General features: G+C 62.9%; 19 protein-coding genes. 9 read left to right on the forward strand and 10 right to left on the reverse strand.

The genetic code is table 11. The annotated features are described in order from the left end of the window. Window positions 1–3 precede the first annotated feature (3 nt). Complete coding sequence (locus tag EB230_RS03740; RefSeq protein WP_056573729.1) at window positions 4–1,212, reverse strand: ABC transporter substrate-binding protein; 1,209 nt, start codon at window positions 1,210–1,212, stop codon at window positions 4–6. Between the two features lie 364 nt (window positions 1,213–1,576). Between EB230_RS03740 and EB230_RS03745 the strand changes: the two genes are divergently transcribed. The 3 genes from EB230_RS03745 to EB230_RS03755 are packed head-to-tail and all read left to right on the forward strand — an operon-like array spanning window position 1,577 to window position 7,320. Further along, window positions 1,577–2,452: a glycosyltransferase family 2 protein gene (locus EB230_RS03745; protein WP_246738910.1), complete on the forward strand. Its 876-nt coding sequence runs from the start codon at window positions 1,577–1,579 to the stop codon at window positions 2,450–2,452. Next, window positions 2,442–3,770 carry a rhamnan synthesis F family protein gene (locus EB230_RS03750; protein WP_056573732.1) on the forward strand — a complete coding sequence of 443 codons (1,329 nt, stop codon included), beginning with the start codon at window positions 2,442–2,444 and terminating at the stop codon, window positions 3,768–3,770. The genes EB230_RS03745 and EB230_RS03750 overlap by 11 nt, the downstream gene beginning before the upstream one ends. Beyond that, window positions 3,763–7,320 carry a glycoside hydrolase family 99-like domain-containing protein gene (locus EB230_RS03755; protein ID WP_172371420.1) on the forward strand — a complete coding sequence of 1,186 codons (3,558 nt, stop codon included), beginning with the start codon at window positions 3,763–3,765 and terminating at the stop codon, window positions 7,318–7,320. The genes EB230_RS03750 and EB230_RS03755 overlap by 8 nt, the downstream gene beginning before the upstream one ends. An 88-nt stretch (window positions 7,321–7,408) precedes the next feature. Here EB230_RS03755 and EB230_RS03760 read toward each other — a convergent pair whose 3' ends face one another. Genes EB230_RS03760 through EB230_RS03790 form a run of 7 tightly spaced genes read right to left on the reverse strand, consistent with a single transcriptional unit; the run spans window position 7,409 to window position 15,339 of the window. Beyond that, window positions 7,409–9,211, reverse strand: coding sequence for an ABC transporter ATP-binding protein (locus EB230_RS03760; protein ID WP_172371423.1), 1,803 nt, complete (start codon window positions 9,209–9,211; stop codon window positions 7,409–7,411). Further along, complete coding sequence (locus EB230_RS03765; protein WP_056573738.1) at window positions 9,208–10,152, reverse strand: acetamidase/formamidase family protein; 945 nt, start codon at window positions 10,150–10,152, stop codon at window positions 9,208–9,210. The genes EB230_RS03760 and EB230_RS03765 overlap by 4 nt, the downstream gene beginning before the upstream one ends. After that, entirely contained in the window at window positions 10,142–11,785 is a 1,644-nt protein-coding gene (locus tag EB230_RS03770; RefSeq protein ID WP_056573741.1) for an ABC transporter substrate-binding protein, read from the reverse strand. The genes EB230_RS03765 and EB230_RS03770 overlap by 11 nt, the downstream gene beginning before the upstream one ends. Window positions 11,786–11,830: 45 nt before the next feature. Continuing rightward, window positions 11,831–12,751 carry an ABC transporter permease gene (locus EB230_RS03775; RefSeq protein WP_056573744.1) on the reverse strand — a complete coding sequence of 307 codons (921 nt, stop codon included), beginning with the start codon at window positions 12,749–12,751 and terminating at the stop codon, window positions 11,831–11,833. Beyond that, window positions 12,748–13,656 (reverse strand): ABC transporter permease, encoded by a 909-nt coding sequence (locus EB230_RS03780; protein ID WP_210261335.1) that lies wholly within the window; start codon window positions 13,654–13,656, stop codon window positions 12,748–12,750. The genes EB230_RS03775 and EB230_RS03780 overlap by 4 nt, the downstream gene beginning before the upstream one ends. Continuing rightward, a complete protein-coding gene (locus EB230_RS03785; protein ID WP_056573750.1) occupies window positions 13,634–14,248 on the reverse strand; it encodes an ANTAR domain-containing protein in 615 nt (204 codons plus the stop codon). Before EB230_RS03785 ends, EB230_RS03780 begins: the two co-directional genes overlap by 23 nt. After that, window positions 14,245–15,339, reverse strand: coding sequence for a transporter substrate-binding protein (locus tag EB230_RS03790; protein WP_056573753.1), 1,095 nt, complete (start codon window positions 15,337–15,339; stop codon window positions 14,245–14,247). The genes EB230_RS03785 and EB230_RS03790 overlap by 4 nt, the downstream gene beginning before the upstream one ends. 491 nt (window positions 15,340–15,830) lie before the next feature. Between EB230_RS03790 and EB230_RS03795 the strand changes: the two genes are divergently transcribed. The 3 genes from EB230_RS03795 to EB230_RS03805 all read left to right on the forward strand — a co-directional run bounded on the left by EB230_RS03795 (window position 15,831) and on the right by EB230_RS03805 (window position 18,509). Continuing rightward, on the forward strand, window positions 15,831–16,685 hold the full coding sequence (locus tag EB230_RS03795; RefSeq protein WP_056573756.1) for a MetQ/NlpA family lipoprotein: 855 nt from the start codon (window positions 15,831–15,833) through the stop codon (window positions 16,683–16,685). Window positions 16,686–16,774: 89 nt separating this feature from the next. Beyond that, window positions 16,775–17,872: a methionine ABC transporter ATP-binding protein gene (locus tag EB230_RS03800; RefSeq protein ID WP_056573760.1), complete on the forward strand. Its 1,098-nt coding sequence runs from the start codon at window positions 16,775–16,777 to the stop codon at window positions 17,870–17,872. After that, on the forward strand, window positions 17,853–18,509 hold the full coding sequence (locus EB230_RS03805) for a methionine ABC transporter permease (RefSeq protein WP_172371425.1): 657 nt from the start codon (window positions 17,853–17,855) through the stop codon (window positions 18,507–18,509). Before EB230_RS03800 ends, EB230_RS03805 begins: the two co-directional genes overlap by 20 nt. Before the next feature lie 67 nt (window positions 18,510–18,576). On the opposite strand, the gene EB230_RS03810 is transcribed toward EB230_RS03805, so the two are convergent. Further along, complete coding sequence (locus EB230_RS03810; protein WP_056573767.1) at window positions 18,577–19,188, reverse strand: TetR/AcrR family transcriptional regulator; 612 nt, start codon at window positions 19,186–19,188, stop codon at window positions 18,577–18,579. A gap of 310 nt (window positions 19,189–19,498) precedes the next feature. On the opposite strand from EB230_RS03810, the gene EB230_RS03815 reads away from it, so the two are divergent. From EB230_RS03815 to EB230_RS32930, 3 genes are read left to right on the forward strand one after another with little or no spacing between them, the layout of a single operon-like run. Then, entirely contained in the window at window positions 19,499–20,302 is an 804-nt protein-coding gene (locus EB230_RS03815; protein ID WP_210261337.1) for a short-chain dehydrogenase, read from the forward strand. Between the two features lie 16 nt (window positions 20,303–20,318). Further along, a complete protein-coding gene (locus EB230_RS03820; protein ID WP_281410919.1) occupies window positions 20,319–20,612 on the forward strand; it encodes an SDR family oxidoreductase in 294 nt (97 codons plus the stop codon). Further along, window positions 20,609–20,755 carry an SDR family oxidoreductase gene (locus EB230_RS32930; protein ID WP_274534590.1) on the forward strand — a complete coding sequence of 49 codons (147 nt, stop codon included), beginning with the start codon at window positions 20,609–20,611 and terminating at the stop codon, window positions 20,753–20,755. The genes EB230_RS03820 and EB230_RS32930 overlap by 4 nt, the downstream gene beginning before the upstream one ends. Before the next feature lie 262 nt (window positions 20,756–21,017). On the opposite strand, the gene EB230_RS03825 is transcribed toward EB230_RS32930, so the two are convergent. Continuing rightward, window positions 21,018–22,133, reverse strand: coding sequence for an aminomethyltransferase family protein (locus EB230_RS03825; RefSeq protein WP_246738911.1), 1,116 nt, complete (start codon window positions 22,131–22,133; stop codon window positions 21,018–21,020). Window positions 22,134–22,200: the final 67 nt, after the last annotated feature.

Consider the following 22,200-nt stretch of genomic DNA (forward strand, 5'->3'; position numbering starts at 1 on the left):
CGATCACTGTGCCGCCGTTGGGCAGCCGCTTTCCTTCTCGCTCAGGAAGGCCTCCTTGCCGGGGATGGTGGCGAGATACTTGTAGTAGTCCCAATCCTTCGTGCTCTCGCCGGGCGCCTTGACCTGGTAGAGATACATGTCGTGGACCATGTTGCCATCCGACTGCACCTTGCCGTTGGTGGTCACGGCGTCGTCCACCGGCAACGAATGCAATTGCCTGGCGACGGCCTCGGTCTCGTCGGTGCCGGCCTTATCGATCGCTTTCAGATACTGCGTCACCGCCGAATAGGTCGCGGCCTGGATCATGTTCGGCATGCGGTTGGTGCGCTTGAAGAAGCGCTGTCCGAATTCGCGGCTCTTGTCGTCGCGATCCCAGTAATAGCCCTCGGTCAGGACGACGCCTTGCGCGGCCTGGAGACCCAGCCCATGCACCTCGGCCAGTGTGAACAGAAGCGCCGCGAGACGCTGGCCGCCCTGGACGATGCCGAATTCGGCGGCCTGCTTGATGGAATTGGACGTGTCGAGGCCGGCATTCGCCAGCCCGATGACCTTGGCGCCCGAAGACTGCGCCTGCAGCAGGAAGGATGAGTAATCGGTAGACCCAAGGGGATACCGCACCTCGCCCAACACCTTGCCGCCATGGCTTTCGACGAATTTGGCGGTCTGTTCCTTGAGCGAATAGCCGAACGCATAGTCAACGGTGACGAAGAACCAGCTGTCGCCACCCTGCTGCACGAGGGAACCGCCGGTTCCCACCGCCTGCGAATGGGTGTCATAGGCCCAGTGGAAGCCGTAGGGCGAGCACTGCTTGCCGGTAAGGTCGGTGGTCGCGGCACCCGTGACGATGTCTATCTTCTTCTTTTCCTTGGAAATCCCCTGGACGGCGAGCGCGACCGATGAGGTCGTCAGTTCCATGATGGCGTCGACCTGTTCGGTGTCGTACCACTGCCTTGCGATGTTGGAGGCGATGTCGGGCTTGTTCTGATGGTCGGCGCTGATGATCTCGATCGGCGCGCCCTGCACCTTGCCGCCGAAATCCTCGACCGCCATCTTGGCCGCCTCGACCGACCATTTGCCGCCGAAATCGGCATAGACGCCGGATTGGTCATTGAGGATGCCGATCTTGACTTTCCCATCGGAAATTCCGGCGGCCGAGGCGGGGATCGCGGTCGCGGCGAGAAGCGCGGCCGAAACGAAACAGCATGCCTTCATTCTCTATTTCCTCCCGTGATGAATCCGACCGTCCCCCCAAACGATCACCAGCAAGCGGTATTGAACATGTGCAAGATGAGGATGAACGGCAAGGGGGCGGCTTGCGGATTTCACGTTCGAAGCCTGGCAGGCTCTTGCTCGCCGGGCGGCGGCACGGCCGATTGGCCAGATCACGCCAGCCGGAAGCTCGGAAGCGGCACGGCCATGTTAGCCGTGACGGCCGGCAAGGCTGAACCAGCGTACACATCGTCCCAGTCTTAGTTCAGGGGAATGGACTCGACCGCCAGAGCCGTAACGCTTAGATTGCGTATGGATAGCCAGCCTGCAGGGGGAAGCCAACTGGGATATCAGGATGGCTTTAGTAATGAATAGATCGATAACCGCCGTTACCGTGACGCACAACAGCGCGCATACTGTGCGCGGCGCGCTCGCTTGCTTGCCCCCGGGCATCGAGATCGTGTGCGTCGACAACGCAAGCACCGACGATCTTTCCGCCGCGCTATCCGGTTTTGCCGTTCATCGCATCGATAATCCTGCAAACCTCGGCTTTGGGCGTGCCTGCAACATCGGGGCGGCGGCGGCATCGGGAGAGTATTTGCTGTTCGTCAATCCCGATGTGCGCCTTGGCGCGGACGCCGTCGACGCGCTCATGCAGGCGGCTGAACGCTACCCGAATTGCGGCGTCTTCGTGCCGCGCACGAACACGGTGGATGGGCGCCTGTGGTTTCGCGAGCAGAGCGAAATCGATCGCCTTTCCGGTGTGTCGCTGCCCACACGTATCCGGCAGGTCTGGGGGGATTGTTGCGTGCGCTTCGTCAATGGCGGCGTGTTCATGATCAGAAGAACACTCTTCCTCGATACGGGAGGCTTCGACGAGGATATCTTCCTGTATTTCGAAGATGACGATCTCTCTTATCGGCTGCTGCAGCGTGACGAACCCATGATCCTTGTCAGTAGCGCGCATGCTGTCCACGACGTTGGCACTTCGGTTGCACAATCAACCCGGTCACGGATCTTCCGATATCGGTCCAAGATGCGATCGGAGATCCACTTGCGCAGGAAGTACGGCATAGCCTATAGCCCATTTGTGGACATACTCCGCTATCTGACGAAGATAGGCTTCTACTGCCTTACGCTTAATCGAAATAGACTGATCAATTCCCTGGGCCGGCTGATCGGCATATTTGACAGCATCCTTGACCGATCGCACGCGAATCGGAACAGCGGCTATGTCGCCTGACGCTATCGACACGAGGCTTGTTCCGCCCGATGTCCTACCCTGCGAACCGCGAAAAGGCGACGCATATGGCGTAGACCGAAGCGGTGCGCCGAGCGAAATCCACATCCACACGCCGGGACGCTACATCGTCGAGCTTTCTCCAACAGAGAGGCGGATGCCGTTTCTCCGGCTCAATGTTCGCCGCCCGGGACAGGCCGACAAGATCGTCTATGTGCCTGTCACCAGCCGGACGTCCTATCTGCTTAAAAGCAGTGAAGGCGGCCTGGTGCTGCGGTTTGACAGAAGCGACGTCGTTGCGGCGAGCGCTCGCCCCCTAAGCATCAGGGATGTTGGCACGCTGTTGAGTCGGCGCCGTCGCCACAGGCGATTTCAACTGCCGCTTGGCCACGGGATCGTATTGCAGCCTCTTTTGCACATTTCAGGGGCGGAAGGGCGCGAGTTGGCCCGTGCCCTTGGCAGCCTTGCCGGTTGGGGTTTTGGCACGGCGAGCGACAATCTGCAGAAAACCCTGTCGCGGCACTTTGATGGTCCGCCAGCCGAGGCCCCCGAACGCCGGCCCACCGCCAAACCCAGGATCGCCGTAGCGCTTCATCTGCATTACCCCGATCTCTGGCCCGAATTCGAGGCGCTGCTGGCGAGGATCGATCGCCCTTTCCATCTCATCCTCACACTGACCGAGCCCGACGTGGCACTCGCGCAGCGCGTCCAGGCGAGATTTCCGGATGCCGAGGTGGTGGTTTATGACAATCGCGGTCGCGACGTCGGCCCTTTCATCCAATTGCTTCGTGAAGGAAGGCTCGATCCCTTCGACCTGATCTGCAAGCTGCATGGCAAGAAGTCCGGGCCGCGCGGGCCGCGCATGGTCCTCGGTGATATCTGGCGCCAGGCGAGTGCGTTCGACCTGATCGGATCCCGCGAGATGGTTGACCGCATCATCGCCGAGTTCGAGCGTTCGCCCGACACCCAGATGATTGGATCCAGACGCTTTCGGTTGCCCAATGAATGGAAGGGGGAGAAGGCTGCGTGGGGGGAGAACAGGGCGATGGTCCTCAACTTGCTGGAGACGATGGGGCTGCCCTCCAGCTCTCGTCTCGACTTCTTTGCCGGGACGATGTTCTGGGTTCGCCGCGGCGCGCTGGAACCGCTCATGCGGCTTGATCTGCCTATGGCAGTCTTCCCCGAAGAGGCAAGCCAACAAGACGGCACGTTGCAGCATGCCCTAGAGCGTGTGCTTGGAATGATCTGCACAAAGATCTCCGGCGTTACCTGGGATGACGACATGGCGCCGGATTCCCGGGAGGCAGACCCGATTGGATAGATCCCAACTCCAGATCTTCGTAGGATCGCTCGTCAGCAGAAGGCGATGGAAGATATTCCGAACCTGGCAACGAATTCGCGCCAGCGGGCTGTTTGATTTGTCGTGGTACCTGGCCCAGAATCCGGATGTAGCCAGGAGCGGAAAAGATCCGATCCTGCATTACATCAGGCACGGTGCCGCCGAGTCGCGAAACCCGAGTCCTGACTTCGACAACGAATACTACCTGGCGAAGTATCCCGACGTGACTGCCACGTCGATGAATCCGTTGGATCACTACATTCGTTTCGGCAAGATTGAGGGGCGCAGCACCCGGCGTGCTCCAGGCACAAATGCCGGCGCCCCCCAGAGACCCGCCACCTATGTGCCGCGATCCGGCGAGGGGCGACCAGCCGCTTTGAGGGCGCGCCTCATTGCATTTTATCTGCCGCAGTTTCATCCGATTCCTGAAAATGACGCCTTCTGGGGAAAGGGCTTCACGGAATGGACGAATGTGACGCGGGCCACGCCGCAGTTCGACGGTCATTACCAGCCCAGGCTCCCGGCGGATCTTGGCTTCTACGACCTGCGAGTGAAGGACATCCAGAAGGAGCAGATCGAGATTGCCCTTCAGTATGGCCTCTCGGGATTCTGTTTCCACTTCTACTGGTTCAACGGCAAGCGCGTCCTTGAGATGCCGATCGCCCAATTCGTCGAGAACGACGCACACGAGATGGGCTTCTGCATCAACTGGGCAAACGAGCCGTGGAGCCGCCGTTGGAATGGGCGCGAACAGGAAGTCTTGATCCCGCAATCGCACTCGCCCGAGGACGACCTGGCCTTCATCCGATACGTAGCCGGCTATTTCCGTGACAGAAGATACATCCGTATCGGCGGCAAGCCACTGCTTATGGTTTATCGGCCCGGATTGTTTCCGTCGGCGGCTGAAACGGCACAGCGCTGGAGGACCCATTGCCGGGAGGCCGGCATCGGCGAGATTTTTCTTGCCTATCCGCAGTCGTTCGACTCGGGCGATCCCGCCGAATTCGGATTCGACGCCGCCGTCGAGTTCCCACCGAATCTTGGACGACTTCCCGAGATCAGCGCCGGCATGCCAACGCTCAGGAGCGGCTTCAGGGGGAAGGTCTACGACTGGACAGAGCTCCTCAATCGCAGCCGCGCGTACCCGCAGGTTCCCTACACGCTGTTTCGCGGGCTTTGCCCTTCCTGGGACAACACGGCGCGGAGGATGGAGGCCGCCTACATTCTGGTGAACGCATCGCCGTCCCGCTACAAGCAATGGCTCGCCAACGCGGTCGTCGATACATGCGATCGTTTTGCCGATTTCGACAGCCGGCTGATCTTCGTCAATGCCTGGAACGAGTGGGCTGAGGGAGCCTATCTCGAGCCCGATGCCCGCTATGGCTACGCCTATCTGCAGGAGACGCGGGACGTCCTGTCGGCACGGCCAGCGGCCGGCAGATCACCCGGGGAGCCGTCGTGGCGCGTTTTGTTCGTGTCGCACGATGCGGCTCTCGGCGGAGCGCAGGCATCGTTGATCAACATCATCCAATGGCTGCAATCGCACACCAATCTGGAGATCAAGGTCCTGTGCCTGGCAGGGGGTCAACGGCTCGAAGAGTTTCGACGCCTCGCCGATACCGTCGTTCTGGATGATCTGGCTTCAGAGGCAGAGACGCCCGCCTCGAAGTTGGCCCACATTACGGAATGGTGCGGTGGCATACCGGACCTCATCTATTGCAACAGCCTTGCGACCGGCCGTGCGCACGCGCTGCTTGCTGAACTGGACCGGCCAATCCTGACGCATGCCAGGGAGTTGGGAACGAGCGTTGCCCGATACGCAAAGGACAATATGGGCGATGTCGTTTCCCGCACGCGAAGATTTGTGGCGTGTTCCCGAAGTGTCCGGGACTATCTGGTGTCCGAGCACAACGTTGCAGCGGGCGCCATCGATGTCATCCCAAGCGCGGTTCCGCAACCCAACGCCGATCAAAACCTCACGGAAATCCGGCGCCTTGAAAGCCGCCGCCTTGCCGGCTGGCCGACGGACAAGGTCATCGTCCTGGGTTCGGGCATCGGCATGCCCTTCCGCAAGGGTGCCGACCTCTTTATCGAGGTCGCCCGGATCCTTCGGGCACGCGGGGTTGAAGACTATCATTTCTACTGGCTCGGCTCGTTTCCGGGGCGGGAACGAGATGAGGTTCTCGGTACATGGTCGCAGCAACTCGGCAGATTGCGGGCGGACGGGTTGGACGAGAAAGTCACATTTCTGGGTGATGTCGACGATGTGGGGGCTTACCTGCGGCGGGCCGACCTGTTTCTTCTGACCTCCCGCGAAGAGCCGTTCGGCCGCGTCATGCTGGAGGCTGCCTTCGCCGAATTGCCGGTGATCTGCTTCGCCGAGAGCGGTGGGGCTCCGGATTTCGTCGAAGACGATGCCGGCATCATCGTCGGATTGGCTGATCCCGTAGCTATGGCCGATGCGACGCTGAACCTGATCCGGGACAAGCCCCTGCGGATGCGGCTTGGCAGGCAGGCTAGCGCCAAGGCAAGGCTAAATTTTTCAACCGATCGGGTCTTTCCGCGACTGCTGTCGACCATGCGGAAGGTCGCAAACAAGCCGCCGGCGGTCTCGATCATCGTGCCGAACTACAATTACGCCCGCTATCTGCGGGAGCGTATGGATAGTATCCTGGGGCAGTCGTTTCAGGATTTTGAACTCATCATCCTGGACGATGCCTCGACCGACGATAGCCGATCGATCCTGGATTATTATGCCGGCGTCCATGGCACCCGTGTCATCGTCAATGACAGGAATTCCGGGGCGCCCTACCCCCAGTGGTTCAAAGGCATGTCGCTTGCAAGGGCCGACTTGATCTGGATCGCCGAAGCCGATGACGTATCAGACCCGAGTTTCCTCGAAACACTGGTGCCCTTGTTCCGCGATCCAGGCGTGAAGTTTGCCTTTTGCGCATCGAAGATCATCAATGATCGAAGCGAGACCGTCGGCGACTATCTGTCCAGCCCGTACCTCACCGATCTCTCCAATTTCAAATGGAAGCGCAGCTACCAGGTTTCGGCGGCGCGGGAGGTCAACGAAGGGCTGGGTGTCAAGAACACGGTCATCAATATCAGCGCGGCGGTTTTCCGGAAGTTCGACATCACGCCGGATTTCGTCGCGCAGGTCCTTTCCCTGCCGGCGGGCGGCGACTGGTACTTTATCCTCGAGGCAATCCGCAACGGCTCCGTCGCCTATGAGGCTGCGTTGCTCAATCATCACCGTCTGCACGGCGACAGCGTGACCAGCATCATCACGTCCTCCCGTTCCGAGGCACTGCTGCGCACGCGGCAGATGATCCATCAGCATGTCTTGCACACATATGAAACGGATTTGGCCATCAAGCTGAAAATGGCCGAACATGTCGTGCAGCTCTGGAACCAGCTCTTTCCCGGTCGCCCTGCCGGAGAGATGGAAAGCTTGTATTCGCTAACCAAATTGGGCGAGTTCCCTGCGAGAAGCCCGAAAATCCGTGAGGTTGCTTTCGAGCAGTAGCTGTCTCACGGAAACGGTGGCTTGCTCCAACTCTTTGTTTTGACGCAATTGCGCACGGAATCCGCTTCCCACTTTTCCTGGAATTGCCTTAGTTACCGGCAGCGACGAGATGGCCGTTGCCGACATCTTGCAAGGCCAGCTTCAGCGGCGCCTCGCCGATCTTGCGAGTCGCGCTCGGGATCTCCTGATCGAGCCGAGCAAAGCGGCTCCTGCGCCTGGCCGGATCAGGCACCGGCACGGCCTCGATCAGCCGTTTCGTGTAGGGGTGACGCGGGTTGGAAAAGACCTGGTCGCGCGTGCCCATCTCGACGATCTGGCCGAGATACATGACGGCGACGCGGTCGGAAATGTTCTCGACCACCGCCATGTCGTGCGAGATGAAGAGGTAGGCGACGCCGAATTCGCGCTGCAATTCCTTCAACAGGTCGAGCACGCGTGCCTGCACAGAGACGTCAAGCGCCGATACGCTTTCATCCGCGATGATCAGTTTCGGCCGTAGCGCCAGCGCGCGCGCAATGCAGACCCGCTGTCGCTGGCCGCCGGAGAATTCGTGCGGATAGAGCTCCATCTGGTCCGCCGACAGGCCGACACGCTCGAACAAAGCCGCCACGCGCTCCCGCCTCTCGTCCTTCGAGGCGATGCCATGGATGACGAGCGGCTCGGCGACAAGATCGCCGACGCGCATGCGCGGGTCGAGCGAGGCAAAGGGGTCCTGGAAAATCATCTGCACGTCGCGGCGCACCGCCTTGCGTTCGTCGCGACCCAGGCCCGACAAATTGCGTCCACCGACAACGATGTCGCCGCTGTACGGCACCAGCCCGGCCAACGCCTTCGCGGTGGTCGACTTGCCGCAGCCGGACTCGCCGACCAGCGCCAGCGTCTCGTTGGGCGCGATCGAGAAACTGACGCCTTCGACGGCGTGAACACGGCGGTTGACCCTGCCGAGGACGCCGCCGCGCAGGTCGAAGCGGACATGCAGATCCTTGACCTCGGCGACATTGGCCAGCGTTAGCGCTTGTGCATCCCTGGATTTTTGCCGCCCGACGCCGCTGCCGATGCGCGGTACAGCGGCCAGCAGTTCGCGGGTGTAGTCGGCCCGCGGTCGGGCAAAAATGTCCGATGTCCTGCCCTCCTCGATCATGCGGCCATGCCGCATGATGATGACGCGATCGGCCATCTCGGCAACCACGCCCATGTCGTGAGTGATGAGGACGACGCTGGTGCCGTGCTGGCGCTGCAGGTCACGCAGCAGTTCCAGTACCTCGCCCTGCACGGTGACGTCGAGTGCCGTCGTCGGCTCGTCGGCGATCAGCACGTCGGGCTCGAGCGCCAACGCCATGGCGATCATCACCCGCTGGCGCATGCCGCCGGAGAGTTCGTGCGGAAACTGCCTTAGCCGGCTTTCGGCTTCCGAAATGCGGACCGCCTTCAGAGCCTCGATGGCACGCTGGCGGGCCTCGGCTTGCGACAGACTGGTATGCGCCTCGATGGATTCGGTGAGCTGGCGTCCGATCGACAGCACAGGGTTCAGCGAGGTCATCGGCTCCTGGAAGATCATGGCGATGCGGTCGCCGCGAATGCGTCGCATCTGGCGCTCGTCGAGATCAGTCAGCTCGGTTTCACCGAGGCGGATGGTGCCGGAGGATATGCGGGCGGCAGGCTGCGGCAGCAATTGCATGATCGCCAGCGCCGTCATCGATTTCCCGGAGCCGGACTCGCCGGCGATGCAGAGCGTTTCGCCGCGAGCAAGCGTGAACGACAGGTCGGAAACAACCTCGCGCCCGCCATCCTCGCCGCGCACGCTGACCGACAGGCCGGTAATATCGAGCACCGGTCCCGCCGTCACCGGAGCGGCAACCCCGGTCCGCTTCCTGCCCGCGCCGGCGTTCATTCGAAGACGCAGCGCGGGAAGTAGAACGAGACCACCCAGTTCGGCATGTCGACGATCTCGCTGATGCGCAGGTCGCCGCAGACCGAGGCCAGCATGTAAGCCTCGACCGGATCGAGCTTGTAGCGCCCGGCGAGCAGGTCGACCATTTGCGCAACGGCCTCCTTCGCGCCCGTCATCAGGTCCGGCCCGATGCCGGTCGTCACCTCATAGCCCTTGGCGTCGAGATGGCGCGTCACCGGGCCCGGCGTGGTGAAGCGCGGAGTCTTCAGCCTCGCGTCCTTGACCAGGTCGAGCTTGAGCACGACGTCCATCGGGCTTTCGATCGCCGTGCCGCAGACCTCGCCGTCGCCTTGCGCGGCATGGGTGTCGCCGACCGAGAACAGCGCACCAGCCACTTCCACCGGCAGATAGAGCGTGGTGCCGGCGGCGAGATCGCGGATGTCGAGATTGCCGCCGACGCGCCTGGGCGGAACCACCGAGTGATGGCCCATCTCGGCCGGTGCGTTGCCAATGGTGCCGGCAAAAGGTTTTAGCGGCACACGCGCATTCTTGCCGAACAGCGCCGGCTCGAGCGAGGCTGCGTCATATTTCCAGATGTTCAGCGCCGGCTCCATGAAATCGTCGGCGAGCAGCCCGAAGCCCGGAATGTTCGCCGTCCAGCCGAAGCCGGACGGTTTGAACATCTCGATCGTCACCTTCAGCGCGTCACCCGGTTCGGCACCCTCGACGAAGATTGGCCCGGTCACCGGGTTGATCGTTGCGAAGTCGAGCTTGGCGATATCGCCAACCGTGCTGTCGGCCTTCAGCTGACCGCCTGAGGAGTCGAGGCACTGGAACTCGATGGTCGAGCCGGGCGCCACACGTTCGGCCGGGACGAAGGAATTGTCCCAGCCGAAATGGTGATGGCGCCCGTGGATAGTGTAATCGCAGTTATTGCACATCTTTTACGTACACATTGTCATAGTTGATCGGGATATGGACCGGGTCGACATAGAGGTTGTCGGCGCCGCCCATGCGGGCCGATTTCATGGTGAAGCGCTGTTCGTTGAAGACCGGCGCCCAGGGCGCGTCCTCCATCACCTTGCCGTAGATGGCGCTCCACATCTTGTCGCGTTCGACGGCCTTTGAGGGATCGACCACCGAGTCGGCCTCGGCCGCCTTGGCGTCGAGATCCTTGTTGCAGTACCAGGACCAGTTCCAGCCGCCCGGCACGGCACCGGCGCAGCCGAGGATCGGGCCGTAGAAGTTCGACGGATCCGGGAAGTCGGCGATCCAGGCCATGCCGCCCGACCAGATCATCGGCGCGCCGGCCTTGTCGCCGCCGGCGGCAATGACATTGGCTTGGGCGAGCGACTGGATGCTGGCCTTGATGCCGATCGCCGCCAGATCCTGCTGGATCGCCTGGGCTATGCGCGGGTTGGGGTCGGTGTTCATGGCGAACAGTTGCGTGTCGAAACCATCGGGGTGGCCGGCCTCGGCAAGCAGCGCCTTGGCCTTGGCGACATCATAGGGATAGCCCTTGTATTCCTTGTCGTAGCCCGGCATGGACGGCGGCAGCGGCTGGTTGGCCGGCACGGCGCGGCCGTTGATGATCTGGATGACGCGCGCCTTGTTGATGGCCATGTTGACGGCCTGGCGCACCTTCACATTGTCGAACGGCGCCATGGTGGTGTTCATGGTGACATAGCCGGTGTGCAGCTGGCCGCCTTCGACGACACGCGCCTTCTGCTCGGGATCGGCCATCACTTCCTGGAACTTCGCCGGCGGAATGCCGTCGCCGGGCACGTCGATCTCGCCCTTCTGCAGGCGCAGCAGCGCCACGATCGGCTCCTGGCCGATCTCGAAGGTGATCTTGTCCAGGTGCGGCAGGCCCTTGTGCCAATAATCCGGGTTGCGCTCGAAGACGATGCGCTGTCCCAACGTCCATTCGGCGAGCTTGAAGGCGCCGGTGCCGACCGGATGCTTGCCGAAATCGGCGCCGTATTTCTCGACCTCTTCCTTCGGCACGACATGGGCGAAGTTGATGGCCATGACATGCAGGAAGGTGGCGTCGGGGCGGGTCAGTTCGAACTTGACGGTGTAGGGGTCGACAACGGTTACGCCGGAGAGTGTTTCGGCCTTGCCGGCGGCGACGTCGTCGTAGCCCTTGATCGAGCCGAAGAAGCCGGCGCCCGGGCTCTGCGTCTTCGGATTGGTGACGCGGTCGAGCGAGTATTTCACATCGTCGGCGGTCATTTCGCGGCCGTTGTGGAATTTCACGCCGTGGCGCAGCTTGAAGGTGAAGGTCTTGCCGTCGGGCGAGATCTCGTAGCTCTCGGCAAGGTCGGGCTTGAGGTTGGTGGTGCCAGGCTCGTAGTCCATCAACCCGTCGAACAGGCTCTTGATCATCGACCAGTTCTGCCAGTCATAGCCGATCGCCGGGTCGAGGGTGGCGACATCGTCCTTGTAGGTGATGGTGATGGCGCCGCCCTGCTTGGCGTTGGGATCGATCGTGTCCTCGGCGCGGGCGCTCGTCATGCCGAGCATCAGCGCCAGCGCCGATGCCGCTACCGTGGATATGAGATACTTTTTCATTGTTATGTTCCCTTTCTCTGTTTGTTTTCGGTCATGTCCTGATTGTCATCTGAGCTTGATGCGGGGATCGATGAAGGGCGCGATGATGTCGGCCAGGAGATTGCCGAGCACGATGGCAAAGGCCGAGACCAGCGTGACGCCCATGATGATCGGGATGTCGACGCGCTGGATGGCCTGCCATGCCAGCTGGCCGATGCCGGGCCAGCCGAACACGCTTTCGACGACGACGATGCCGCCCATGAAGATGCCGATGTCGATGCCGATCATGGCGATGATCGGCAGGATGGCGTTGGGCAGTGCGTGGCGGAAGAGGATGGCACCACGCGCCAGGCCTTTCGCACGCGCGGTGCGGACGTAGTCCTGACGCAGCACGTCGATCATCGACGAACGCATCATGCGCGCGTACCAGCCGGCGCCGAGGATGCCCATGGTGAGCGACGGCAACACCAGATGGCGCCAGGTGCCGTAGCCGCCGATCGGAAACCAGCTCAGCCGCACGGCAAAGACGTAAAGCAGCAAGAGGCCGACGACGAATTGCGGCGCCGAGACGCCGACGAAGGATGCGACCATCAAGGTCTGGTCGGTCGCGGTGCCGCGCTTGACGGCGGCGATCAGGCCCATGGAGAGGCCGATCAGCAACTCGCACAGGATGGCGCCGACCATCAACAGCAGGCTCGCCGGCAACCGCGAGACGATCAGCTCGGTAACTTCGGAGCGCTGGATGTATGAGCGGCCGAGATCGCCGCTGACGAGCCTGGTCAGATAGTGCCAGTACTGGACGACGAAGGGCTGGTCGAGGCCGAGCTGCTGGCGGATGTTCTCGACCGTCTGTGGCGTGGCGCTGCGCCCGGCGATCTGGCGCACCGGATCGGCCGGCAACAGGTAGAGCAGCGCGAAGGTGATCAGCGAGACGCCGAGCAGGATGAGCAGCGACTGGATCAGCCGGCGGCCGAGATAGGCGATCATGCCCGGCCCCTTTGCGTCGGATCGAGGATGTCACGCAGCGCGTCGCCGATCAGGTTGAAGGCCAGCGCCAGCGCCAGGATCGCCGCGCCGGGGAAGAACACCAGCCAGGGCGCTGCCTGGAAATAGGTCTGGTTCTCGAAAATGATGTTGCCCCAGGAGGCCGTCGGCGGCTGCACGCCGATGCCGAGGAAGGAGAGCGTAGCCTCGAGCAGCACCGTCGTCGAAATGCCGAGCGTGCCCCAGACGATGATGGTCGGCAGGAGATGCGGCAGGATGTGGCGAAACAGAATGCGCGGCGCACTCGCCCCGATGGTGCGTTCGGCGTCGATGAACTCGCGTTCGGCGAGCGAGGAGGTTTCGGTGTAGATGACGCGCGCGGTCTGCACCCAGTTGACCAGAGCGATGACCATGGCAACGATCCACAGGCTGGGCTCGAACACCGCCGCCAGGCAGATGGCGAGCAGCAGCGCCGGAAACGCCATCATCAGATCGGTGAAGCGCATCAGCGCGCTGCCGATCCAGCCGCGGAAATAGCCTGCCGTGACGCCGACCAGCGTGCCGATGAACAGCGCAACGCCATTGGCGACGATGCCGATGATCAGCGAGGTACGGGCGCCGTAGAGAATGCGGGTCAGCAGGTCGCGGCCGAGCAGGTCGGTGCCGAGCCAGAATTTGGCATTCGGCGGCAAGGGCGAGCCCTCGATGGTCAGACCGTCGAACATCTGTTCGTTGGGGTCATAGCCGGTCAGCCATGGCGCCAGCACGGCGCCGGCGACCACGATGGCGACGATGACCAGGCCGAGCATCGCCAGACGGCGCTTGACCAGCCGGCGCCAGACGCCCGTGCGTGGCCTGGCCGGCATGCGCGCGGGCGCGATGAGATCAGGCGCGATGGGACTGGTCATCGCCGCCTTCCTCGCCTGTTTCCTCGCTCATCATCGCCACGATCCGGCGTGCGGCATCCTCGACGCTGATCTGCCAGCTCATCGCCAGCGAGCGCAGTTGCGCATAGGCGCGCTCGTCGTCGGTGCCTTTCGACAGTGCCGCCACCGCACGCACGATCGTCTGGCGCTCGGCGACACGCTGGCGCAGCGAGGCAATTTCGCCGGCTAAATTCTTGCGCGCCTCGAAACTCTGTCGTGCGATCAGCAGCGCGCTGTAGACGCCGGCGGTGCCGACCGGCTTCAAAAGCTGGGCGTCGGCCTTGTGCGACAATGCCCATTCGATGCGGCCCGGCGCCTCCGAACCGATCAGCGCCACCAGTGGCATCGGCGCCTCGCCCGGCTTCCAGGGGAATTGCTCGTCGAAACCGAGATCGGTGTCGAAGAAGACGAAATCGGCGGCGAGCGCCTCGGGCGGCAGTTCCGGCCAGCAGTCGAGCGTGACGAGGCCGATGGCCGACAATTGTCTTGTGATGGCCTGCACCGTCGGATGCGGGCGATGCAGGATGAAGGCCTTGGCGCCGCCGAGATTGGGGATGCGCGGGGTTCGGGTCACGACACCACCCTCAGGCGCGGGCGGCCGAACGTCTTGGCGGGGTCGTAGCGCGACAGATAGGGATCCGGCGCGACCTCGTGCTGCCGGCTGACGACCTCGAAATAGCCGTCGGCGATCCGGCCGATGATGACCGGCAGCGTCGCGTGCTGGGTGTGGGCGTCGATGGCGATCGGCCCCAGACGGGTGGAGAAGCGCGTTTCGGCGAAGGCTTTGGAGAATTCCGCCGGACCGGCGTCGGGATCTCGCGACAGGACGTCGGCCATCACCTGCACGGAGGCATAGGCGGAGGCCTCGAAGGAGGACGCGAAAGCCGCCGGCCGTGGTGCGAAATAAGGCCCGACCGACAGATGTCCCTTGCCCGTTTCGCCGATCGCCGGCAGCTCGCCCTCGGTGAGGTTGCAGGAGATGACCGGGCAGGTTTGCGGGCTGAAGGCAGGATCCTCATCGCCCAAATCGCGATAGGCGGCCAGGAAGGCGTAGGACGATGTGCCGATCAGATTGTTGAGGATGAAGTTCGGCCGCGTCGCCCGGATTTCCCCGATCAGGCGCGACACGTCGGTCTCGCCGATGCGCAGATAGCGTTCGCCCAGGACCTTGCCGCCGGCGTCCGCGATCAGGTCGCGCGCGACACGGTTCATCTCCCAGCCCCAGATATAGTTCGAGCCAAGCAGGAAGCCGTTGGCGCCGAAGCGCGGCACGACATGGGCCATCAGCGGCACCAGATGCTGATTGGGGCAGGCGTGCATGTAGACGACATGCTCGTTGGCCTCGAAGCCCTCATAGGGGCAGGCGTACCAGAGCATGCCCCCAGCCTTCTCCAGCACCGGGATCGTCTCCTTGCGGCTCCAGGATGTGACGCAGCCGACGACATGGCGGGCACTGCTGGTCTTGAAGATGTCCTCGCAAAGCGTCGCGTAGCGGTCGGCATTGCTTTGCGGATCGCGTTCGACGGGCACGAGCTCGATGCCCGAGCCGCGATCGGCATTGATGTCGGCGATGGCGCGCATGGCGCCCATGCGGCACGCATCGGAGACGAGCTGATAGCTCCCCGAGCGGGAATAGAGGATGCCGATCTCGATGCGCCGTTTCAAACAGGACCCCAGAAATGACAATGCCCCGCAGCCAGCGCCGCAAGGGCGAGGCATACGAGGCATTCTTGCCGCCCGGCGATCAGAGCCGGTATTTCGTTCTAGGGTATTCGGTCCGGCTGGTCAGTCAAGCGGGAAAGTGGTCCGCCTGCAATTGCTTGCGGCGCCAACCCGCGCGGGAGAGAAGTCAGATCTCACCTCGATGAGGTTCTCCAGCAGCTCAAGCAACTGCTCCAGACGCTCTTGGCCGCGCGCCGTCCATGCCGGCCTCGTCCACGTCAACATCCGTAGCCACCGGATCGCAGCGCGGTGCCGCCGCGATCGATCCGGTGGTGTCCTGTGCTCCCTTCCCTGGAATTTTTGAGAGAATATTCCCTGCTTCTCCGAGACCAGCGAAACACGTTCTTTGATAAAACCGATAGAATTCCTGACGATATGACCAAGCTTGGGCAATCCGCCCTGGCACCGTGACTTCACAACCGCAGAGATCAATCATGCCCGACGTCAACAGCACTTTGCCATCTTCCCTTTGGTCAATCATCAACCGGCGCGGTGGCCTGGCTCTGCTGTTCGCATCGGCCGTCGCGGTCGGCGGCCTGATGGCGCCGCATGCGTCCTTCGCCGAAGACAAGAAGGCGATCAAGGTCGGCATCATCAGCGGCGAGGATGAGGACGTCTGGCGCGTCGTGGTCGCCCAGGCGGCCGAAAAGGGCCTGACCGTCGAGACCGTGGTGTTCAACGACTACACCCAGCCCAACGAGGCGCTGGAGCGCGGCGAAATCGACGCCAACGCCTTCCAGCACCAGCCCTATCTCGACAACCAGATCAAGACGCAAGGCTACCATATCGTGCGGGTCGGCTACACCGGCGTCTGGCCGATCGGCCTCTATTCGAAGAAATACACGAAAGTCGCCGATCTGCCCGAGGGCGCGGTCATCGGCGTGCCGAACGACCCGTCCAATGAAGGCCGGGCGCTGCGCGTGCTGCAGAACGAAGGCGTGATCAAGCTGAAGGACGGCACCGGCATCCTGGCCACCACCGCCGACATCGCGGAGAACCCCAGGAAGGTCGAGATCAAGGAGCTTGACGCCGGCATCGTCGGCCGCTCGGTCGAGGATCTCGATGCCGCCGTGGTCAACACCGACTGGGCGCTGAAAAGCGGCCTGACGCCGGAAAACCGCATTGCCCAGGAGCCGATATCCGACAATCCGTACCGCAATTTCATCGCGGTCAAGGTCGGCAACGAGAACGAAGCCTGGGTGAAGACACTGGTGGCTTCCTACCAGAACGACGCGGTCAAGGCCGAATTCGACAAGGTCTACAAGGGCACCGGCCTCAGCGCCTATTGATCGCCCGACGTCCAGTTCGAGAGCAAAAGCGGTCCGCGCCTGAGCGCGGGCCGCAATTGCGTTTTGCGATGGCGAGAACAGGGAACCGCATGAACCAACATATCACGGCGCCCGGGGAAATCGCCGGTCCGACCCACGCCCGACCGGACGCGCCGCAGGACCTGGTGCGCCTTGTCGATCTGAAGCGTCGCTTTGGCGCCACAGCGGCGCTCGACGGCATTTCGCTCACCGTACGCAAGGGTGAGATCCTCGGCATTATCGGCCGCAGCGGCGCCGGCAAATCGACGCTGATCCGCTGCCTGAACGGGCTGGAGCGGCCGGATTCCGGTGAGGTGTTCATCGAGGGCCGCGAGATCAGCCGGCTCGGCGAGCGCGACCTGCAGCCGTTGCGGCGGCGTATCGGCATGATCTTCCAGCATTTCAACCTGCTGTCGGCCAAGACAGTGGAGGACAATGTCGCGCTGCCGTTGAAGATCGAGGGCCGACCGAGAGCCGAGCGTCTGGCACGGGCGGCGGAGCTGCTTGAACTCGTCGGCCTGTCGGACAAGGCCAAGGCCTATCCAGCATCGCTGTCGGGCGGCCAGAAGCAGCGCGTCGGCATTGCCCGGGCGCTGGCCGCGCGGCCGGCGCTGCTGCTGTCGGATGAAGCGACCTCGGCCCTCGACCCGGAGACGACGCGCTCGATTCTCGCGCTGCTGAAAGACATCAACCGGAAGCTTGGCCTGACCATCTTGTTGATCACCCACGAGATGGAGGTGATCCGCTCCATCGCCGACCGCGTGGCGGTGATCGATGCCGGGCGCATCGTCGAGGACGGGCCGGTGTGGTCGGTGTTCGCCGAGCCGCAGTCCGACGTCACACGCAGCCTCCTTGGCGCCATCCGACCACAATTGCCGGCCGAGTTGTCGGCGCGCCTGCTGCCGGCGGCCGGCGCGCACACGATCCTGCGCGTCGACGTGGCCGGCGAAGCCGCGAGCGGCCCGCTGCTGTCCGACCTTGCCGCGTCCGTTCCAGGCTCCTTCCGCCTCGTCCATGGCGGCATCGACCATATCCAGCAGCAGCCCGTCGGCACGCTGTTCCTCTCCGTTCCCGGCAGCGACGCGAGCCACCTCGCTGAAATCATCTCATTCCTGAAATCCCGCCAGGCGCGGGTGGAGGTGCTTGGCCATGTCGCCAATCCTGTTTGAGCTTCTGCTGCGATCGATCTGGGAAACGGTGCTGATGACGGCCGCCTCCGGCCTCATCTCGCTGGTCTTCGGCCTGCCGCTCGGGCTGGCATTGATCGCCACCGAACGCGGCGGCATCGCCGAAAGCCTGTGGGTCAATCGCGTGCTCGGCGCCGTCATCAACGGCTTCCGCTCGGTGCCGTTCATCATCCTTCTGGTGGCGCTGATTCCGCTGACGCGGCTGATCGTCGGCACCTCGATCGGCACCTGGGCGGCCATCGTGCCGCTGTCGATCGCCGCCACGCCCTATTATGCGCGCATCGCCGAAGTGTCGCTGCGCGAGGTCGACCACGGCCTGATCGAGGCGGCGCGCGCCATGGGCGGCAACCGCTGGACGATCATCCGCGAGGTGCTGGTGCCCGAGGCGCTGCCCGGCATCGTCGCCGGCTTCACGGTGACCCTGGTGACGCTGATCGGCGCCTCGGCCATGGCCGGCGCCATCGGCGCCGGCGGCCTCGGCGATCTCGCCATCCGTTACGGCTATCAGCGTTTCGAGACGTCGGTGATGGTCGCCGTGGTGATCGTGCTGATCATTCTGGTCTGCGGCATCCAGTGGGCGGGGGACCGGCTGGTGGCGCGGCTCGATCGGCGGGGGTGATGGGCCGGCTGAATATTCGGATCGGCCGGACCCCCACGAGCGCGACATCACCTTCTGGCGCCGCAGTTCACCGTCTCGGCAGTAGGACTAAGTCGGCCGCCTCCTCTGCGTCTTTGAGCAGCGGCTTGCGCGGCATGCCCATCTGCGCACGCATGGTGAGACCGCGCGACAGGTCGAGGACCTGGCTCGCGCGCGCGGATACCGGAAAGTCAGACGGCACCTCTCCCGCGCTGATCGCGTCGTAGAATCGCCGTTCTACCAGCGCCATCCCGCCAGCCGCGGCGTCCTGCAGGAACTGCCGGACCTCGGCATCGTCCACGAGCGGCGCAACGCACACCAGAAGACAACCAGGGGCTGATCCTTCCTCGGTCGCACTTTCTACGGCGTGCCTCATGAAGCCGGCGAGCGAATCGCGAAGAGTCGTCGGCGAGAAGAGCGCCTTCGCAGCGCGAGCACCCTTCGCTTCAGCGTACGCCCGAAGGGCACGCAAAAATATCGTCCGCTTGTCGCCGAAGACGGAATACAGGCTTGGCCGTCCCACACCCATGCCCGCGACGAGATCGTCAATGGTCACGCCGTCGTAGCCTTTCGACCGGAACACCCGGGTCGCCTTTTCCAAGGCGTCCTTCTCGTCGAAGCTACGGGGGCGACCACGAGGCCTCTCGGCATTTTGAAACATTTAGTTCTAAACTCCTTGACCCCTATCCTTTACACCAATATATAATCGAATAGTTCAAAAATCACAAGGCGGCCCTACACTGTGGGGCTCCTTCGACCTTAACCTTCACCAAGGAGCCGCCCATGAACCATTCGGTCGCCCTCGTCACTGGCGCAACCTCCGGGCTCGGTTATGCAGCAGCCCGCTCTCTTGCCGAAGAGGGCTGGGGCGAGATCATCATCACCGGACGCAGACTGGCTCAGGCCAAGGAGCGGCCGCTCAACTGGCAGCGGAAACCAAAAGACAGACCTTCACGCCTCTGGAACTGGAGTTGGACACGCCGGCTAGCGTCCAGTGCGCGCTCGCCGAGCTGGTCAAACAAGCTCGGCCGGTCGATTTCCTGCTGCTCAATGCCGGATTGGTCCCAACCAAGAAGCGCGTGATCACTGCGGCGGGCATTGAGGCTTCTGAGGCCCCGCTGATCGGCCATCATCAGCTGACTGTCGGGTTGCTTCGCGCCGACCTTCTCAGCCCCGACGCGCGGATCGTTATCACCAGTGCGGAGCCTGCCCGCGGGGGCGTACCCATGTTCAAGTACACCGACCTGCCAACCTTCGCGGCCAAGAGTTTCCAAGGTAACCGAACCGCCGCTGTTGAAGCGCTGATTCGCAACGGGCCGAACGTGAAGTACGCGCCCAACAATGCGTATGCCGACGCGAAGCTCATCATCGCTTGGTGGGTCGCGGCGCTGGCGCGCAGGCTACCCTCCGGCATGGCCGTGTACGCTGTCTCCCCCGGTGCGTCGAACGACACCAAGGTGGCGCGAAACGCTGGCCTGTTGGTGAAGTATCTGATGATTCCAATCGTGAACCTCATTCCCGGTATGAATCAGAAGCCGGAGACCGCGGCCCGTCGTTACCTCCAGGCGTCGGAGTTCGGAACCGACGTCTCAGGGCAATTCTTCGCCTCGGCTCAAGGGAAGTTCTCAGGCCCAATGGAGGTGCAGCGCCAACCACACCTCCACGATCGCGCCAGCCAGGAAGCCGCGTGGCAGGCCGTCGTCAAGGTCTCCGGTATCGACTTGTCCAACCCAGCACCCTTGCGTCCACAGGATCCTGAAATAGTTTCGTACTAAATGGTTACAAATATCATTGACCGTCGTCTCTGCACCGCATTATCATACAAAGCAGTTCACAAATATCCAGAAGCTCGCGCCGCTGATCAATCGCGGCTCAGTCGTCCTCACGACCTCTGTCGCCAACGTCAAGGCACTGCCCGGGCAAGCCACCTACGGCGCCGCCAAGGCTGCGCTGCGATCCTTCGCCCGCTTGCTCGCAACCGAGCTCCTTCCCAAGGACATCCGCGTCAACGCGGTGTCGCCCGGTCCCATCGAGACGGGCAGCCTCGAAAAGGTGTTTCCACCGAGGAGATGCGGGCCCACGTGAGGGGGCACACACTCGGCATCATCCCGATGAAGCGCTTCGGGACCTCGGAGGAGATCGCGAAGGCCGTCCTCTTCCTCGCGTTCGACGCGACCTTCACGACCGGCCTTGAGATTCCGGTCGATGGGGGTTGGTCACAACTGTGAGGGCATCATCGACTGCAAGCTGCGTCGCGGACGGTCTTCAATGTCTCTCCATGAGGCAGCTTATACAGTAGCACTGCGCCAGTGGGGTCCGGTGACCATCACAACTCGCCAACCTGGAATGCTGCGACAGTTACGTGCAGAGCGCGTTTATTTTCCAGCGGAAAAAATACGCTCTAGCTGTTCCCTCTCCCCGTCACTGTACGGGCAGAGGATGCCGGCAGGAAGGTCAGGGCGGCGCCGGCGGCTGGCCACAGTGAGGCTGCTAGGCCCGCAACCTCGCCCCTTCGGGATCGAAGAACGGCATAGGCGCCACGACCGCGCGAGTCGGCTTGCCATCGATATCGATGCTGAGTTCGGTACCGATCGCGGTGAACGGCAGGCGCAGATGCGCGGTCGCCAGCAGCTTGCCGAGTGAATAGCCGTGATCGCTGTAGGTGACGACGCCGGCATCTTCACCATCGGCCAGTACACGGGCGTTCGTCGCAGCCGGTTTGTCGCCGTCGAGGATCAGCCCGGTCCAGCGTTCATCGAGTCCCTTGTCGCGCACCTTGAGCAAAGCCTCGCGGCCGACGAAATCGCCTTTGTCGAACTTGATCCAGCGGTCGAGGCCGACATGGAACGGCGTGCGACTCTCATCCATGTCGATGCCATGCGCTGGATAGGCCTTTTCCAGCCCGAGCGTGAACATCGCCAGCACGCCATAGGGTTTCAGGCCGAAGTCCGCTCCTGTCCGCATCAGCGCCTCCCAGACGGAGGCGGCCTCGTCGGCCGGCACGAAGAGTTCGAAGCCGAGTTCACCGGTCACGCCGGTACGCGAGATCAGCACCTTTGTCTCGCCGACGCGCCCCGATGTGAACGCCCAGCGTTTCAGGCCGTCCAGATCGGCATCAGAGACCAGCGCCTTCAACAATTGGCGCGAGCGCGGACCCTGGATGGTCGGAAAGGCGACGGCGGCGGTGATGTCGGTGACATAGGCCTTGCGCCCCTGGGCATGGTGCTGCAGCCAGGGCAGCATCTTCAGGCGATTGACCGAGCCGGTGACCAGCATGAAATGCTCCGGTCCCAGCCGGAACACGGTGAGGTCGTCCATGATGCCGCCATCCTCGCGACAGACCGTGGAATAGCGGACCTGGCCCGGTTTCATCGCCGCGGCGTCGTTGACGATGACATGGTTGACCAGCGCCTCGGCGTCCGGCCCCTTGATGTCCATCTTGCCCATGGTGCTGAGGTCCTGCACGCCGACATTCATGCGGGTGTTCAGGTGCTCGTCGGCGATGCCGGAATAATATCTGGCCGAGATGAAATCGCCGCCGACCCGACCCATGGTCGCGCCCAGCCCGACGATGCTGCTGTAGAAAGGGGAACGCCGCTCAGCCAAGGATATCTCCATCGTTCGTAAAAAAATCGGCAGCGCCGGGTGGCGCCGCCGAGGTCGATTGGTGCCG

It is taken from the genome of Mesorhizobium sp. NZP2234 (assembly GCF_013170765.1).
GTDB classification, from domain to species: domain Bacteria; phylum Pseudomonadota; class Alphaproteobacteria; order Rhizobiales; family Rhizobiaceae; genus Mesorhizobium; species Mesorhizobium loti_D.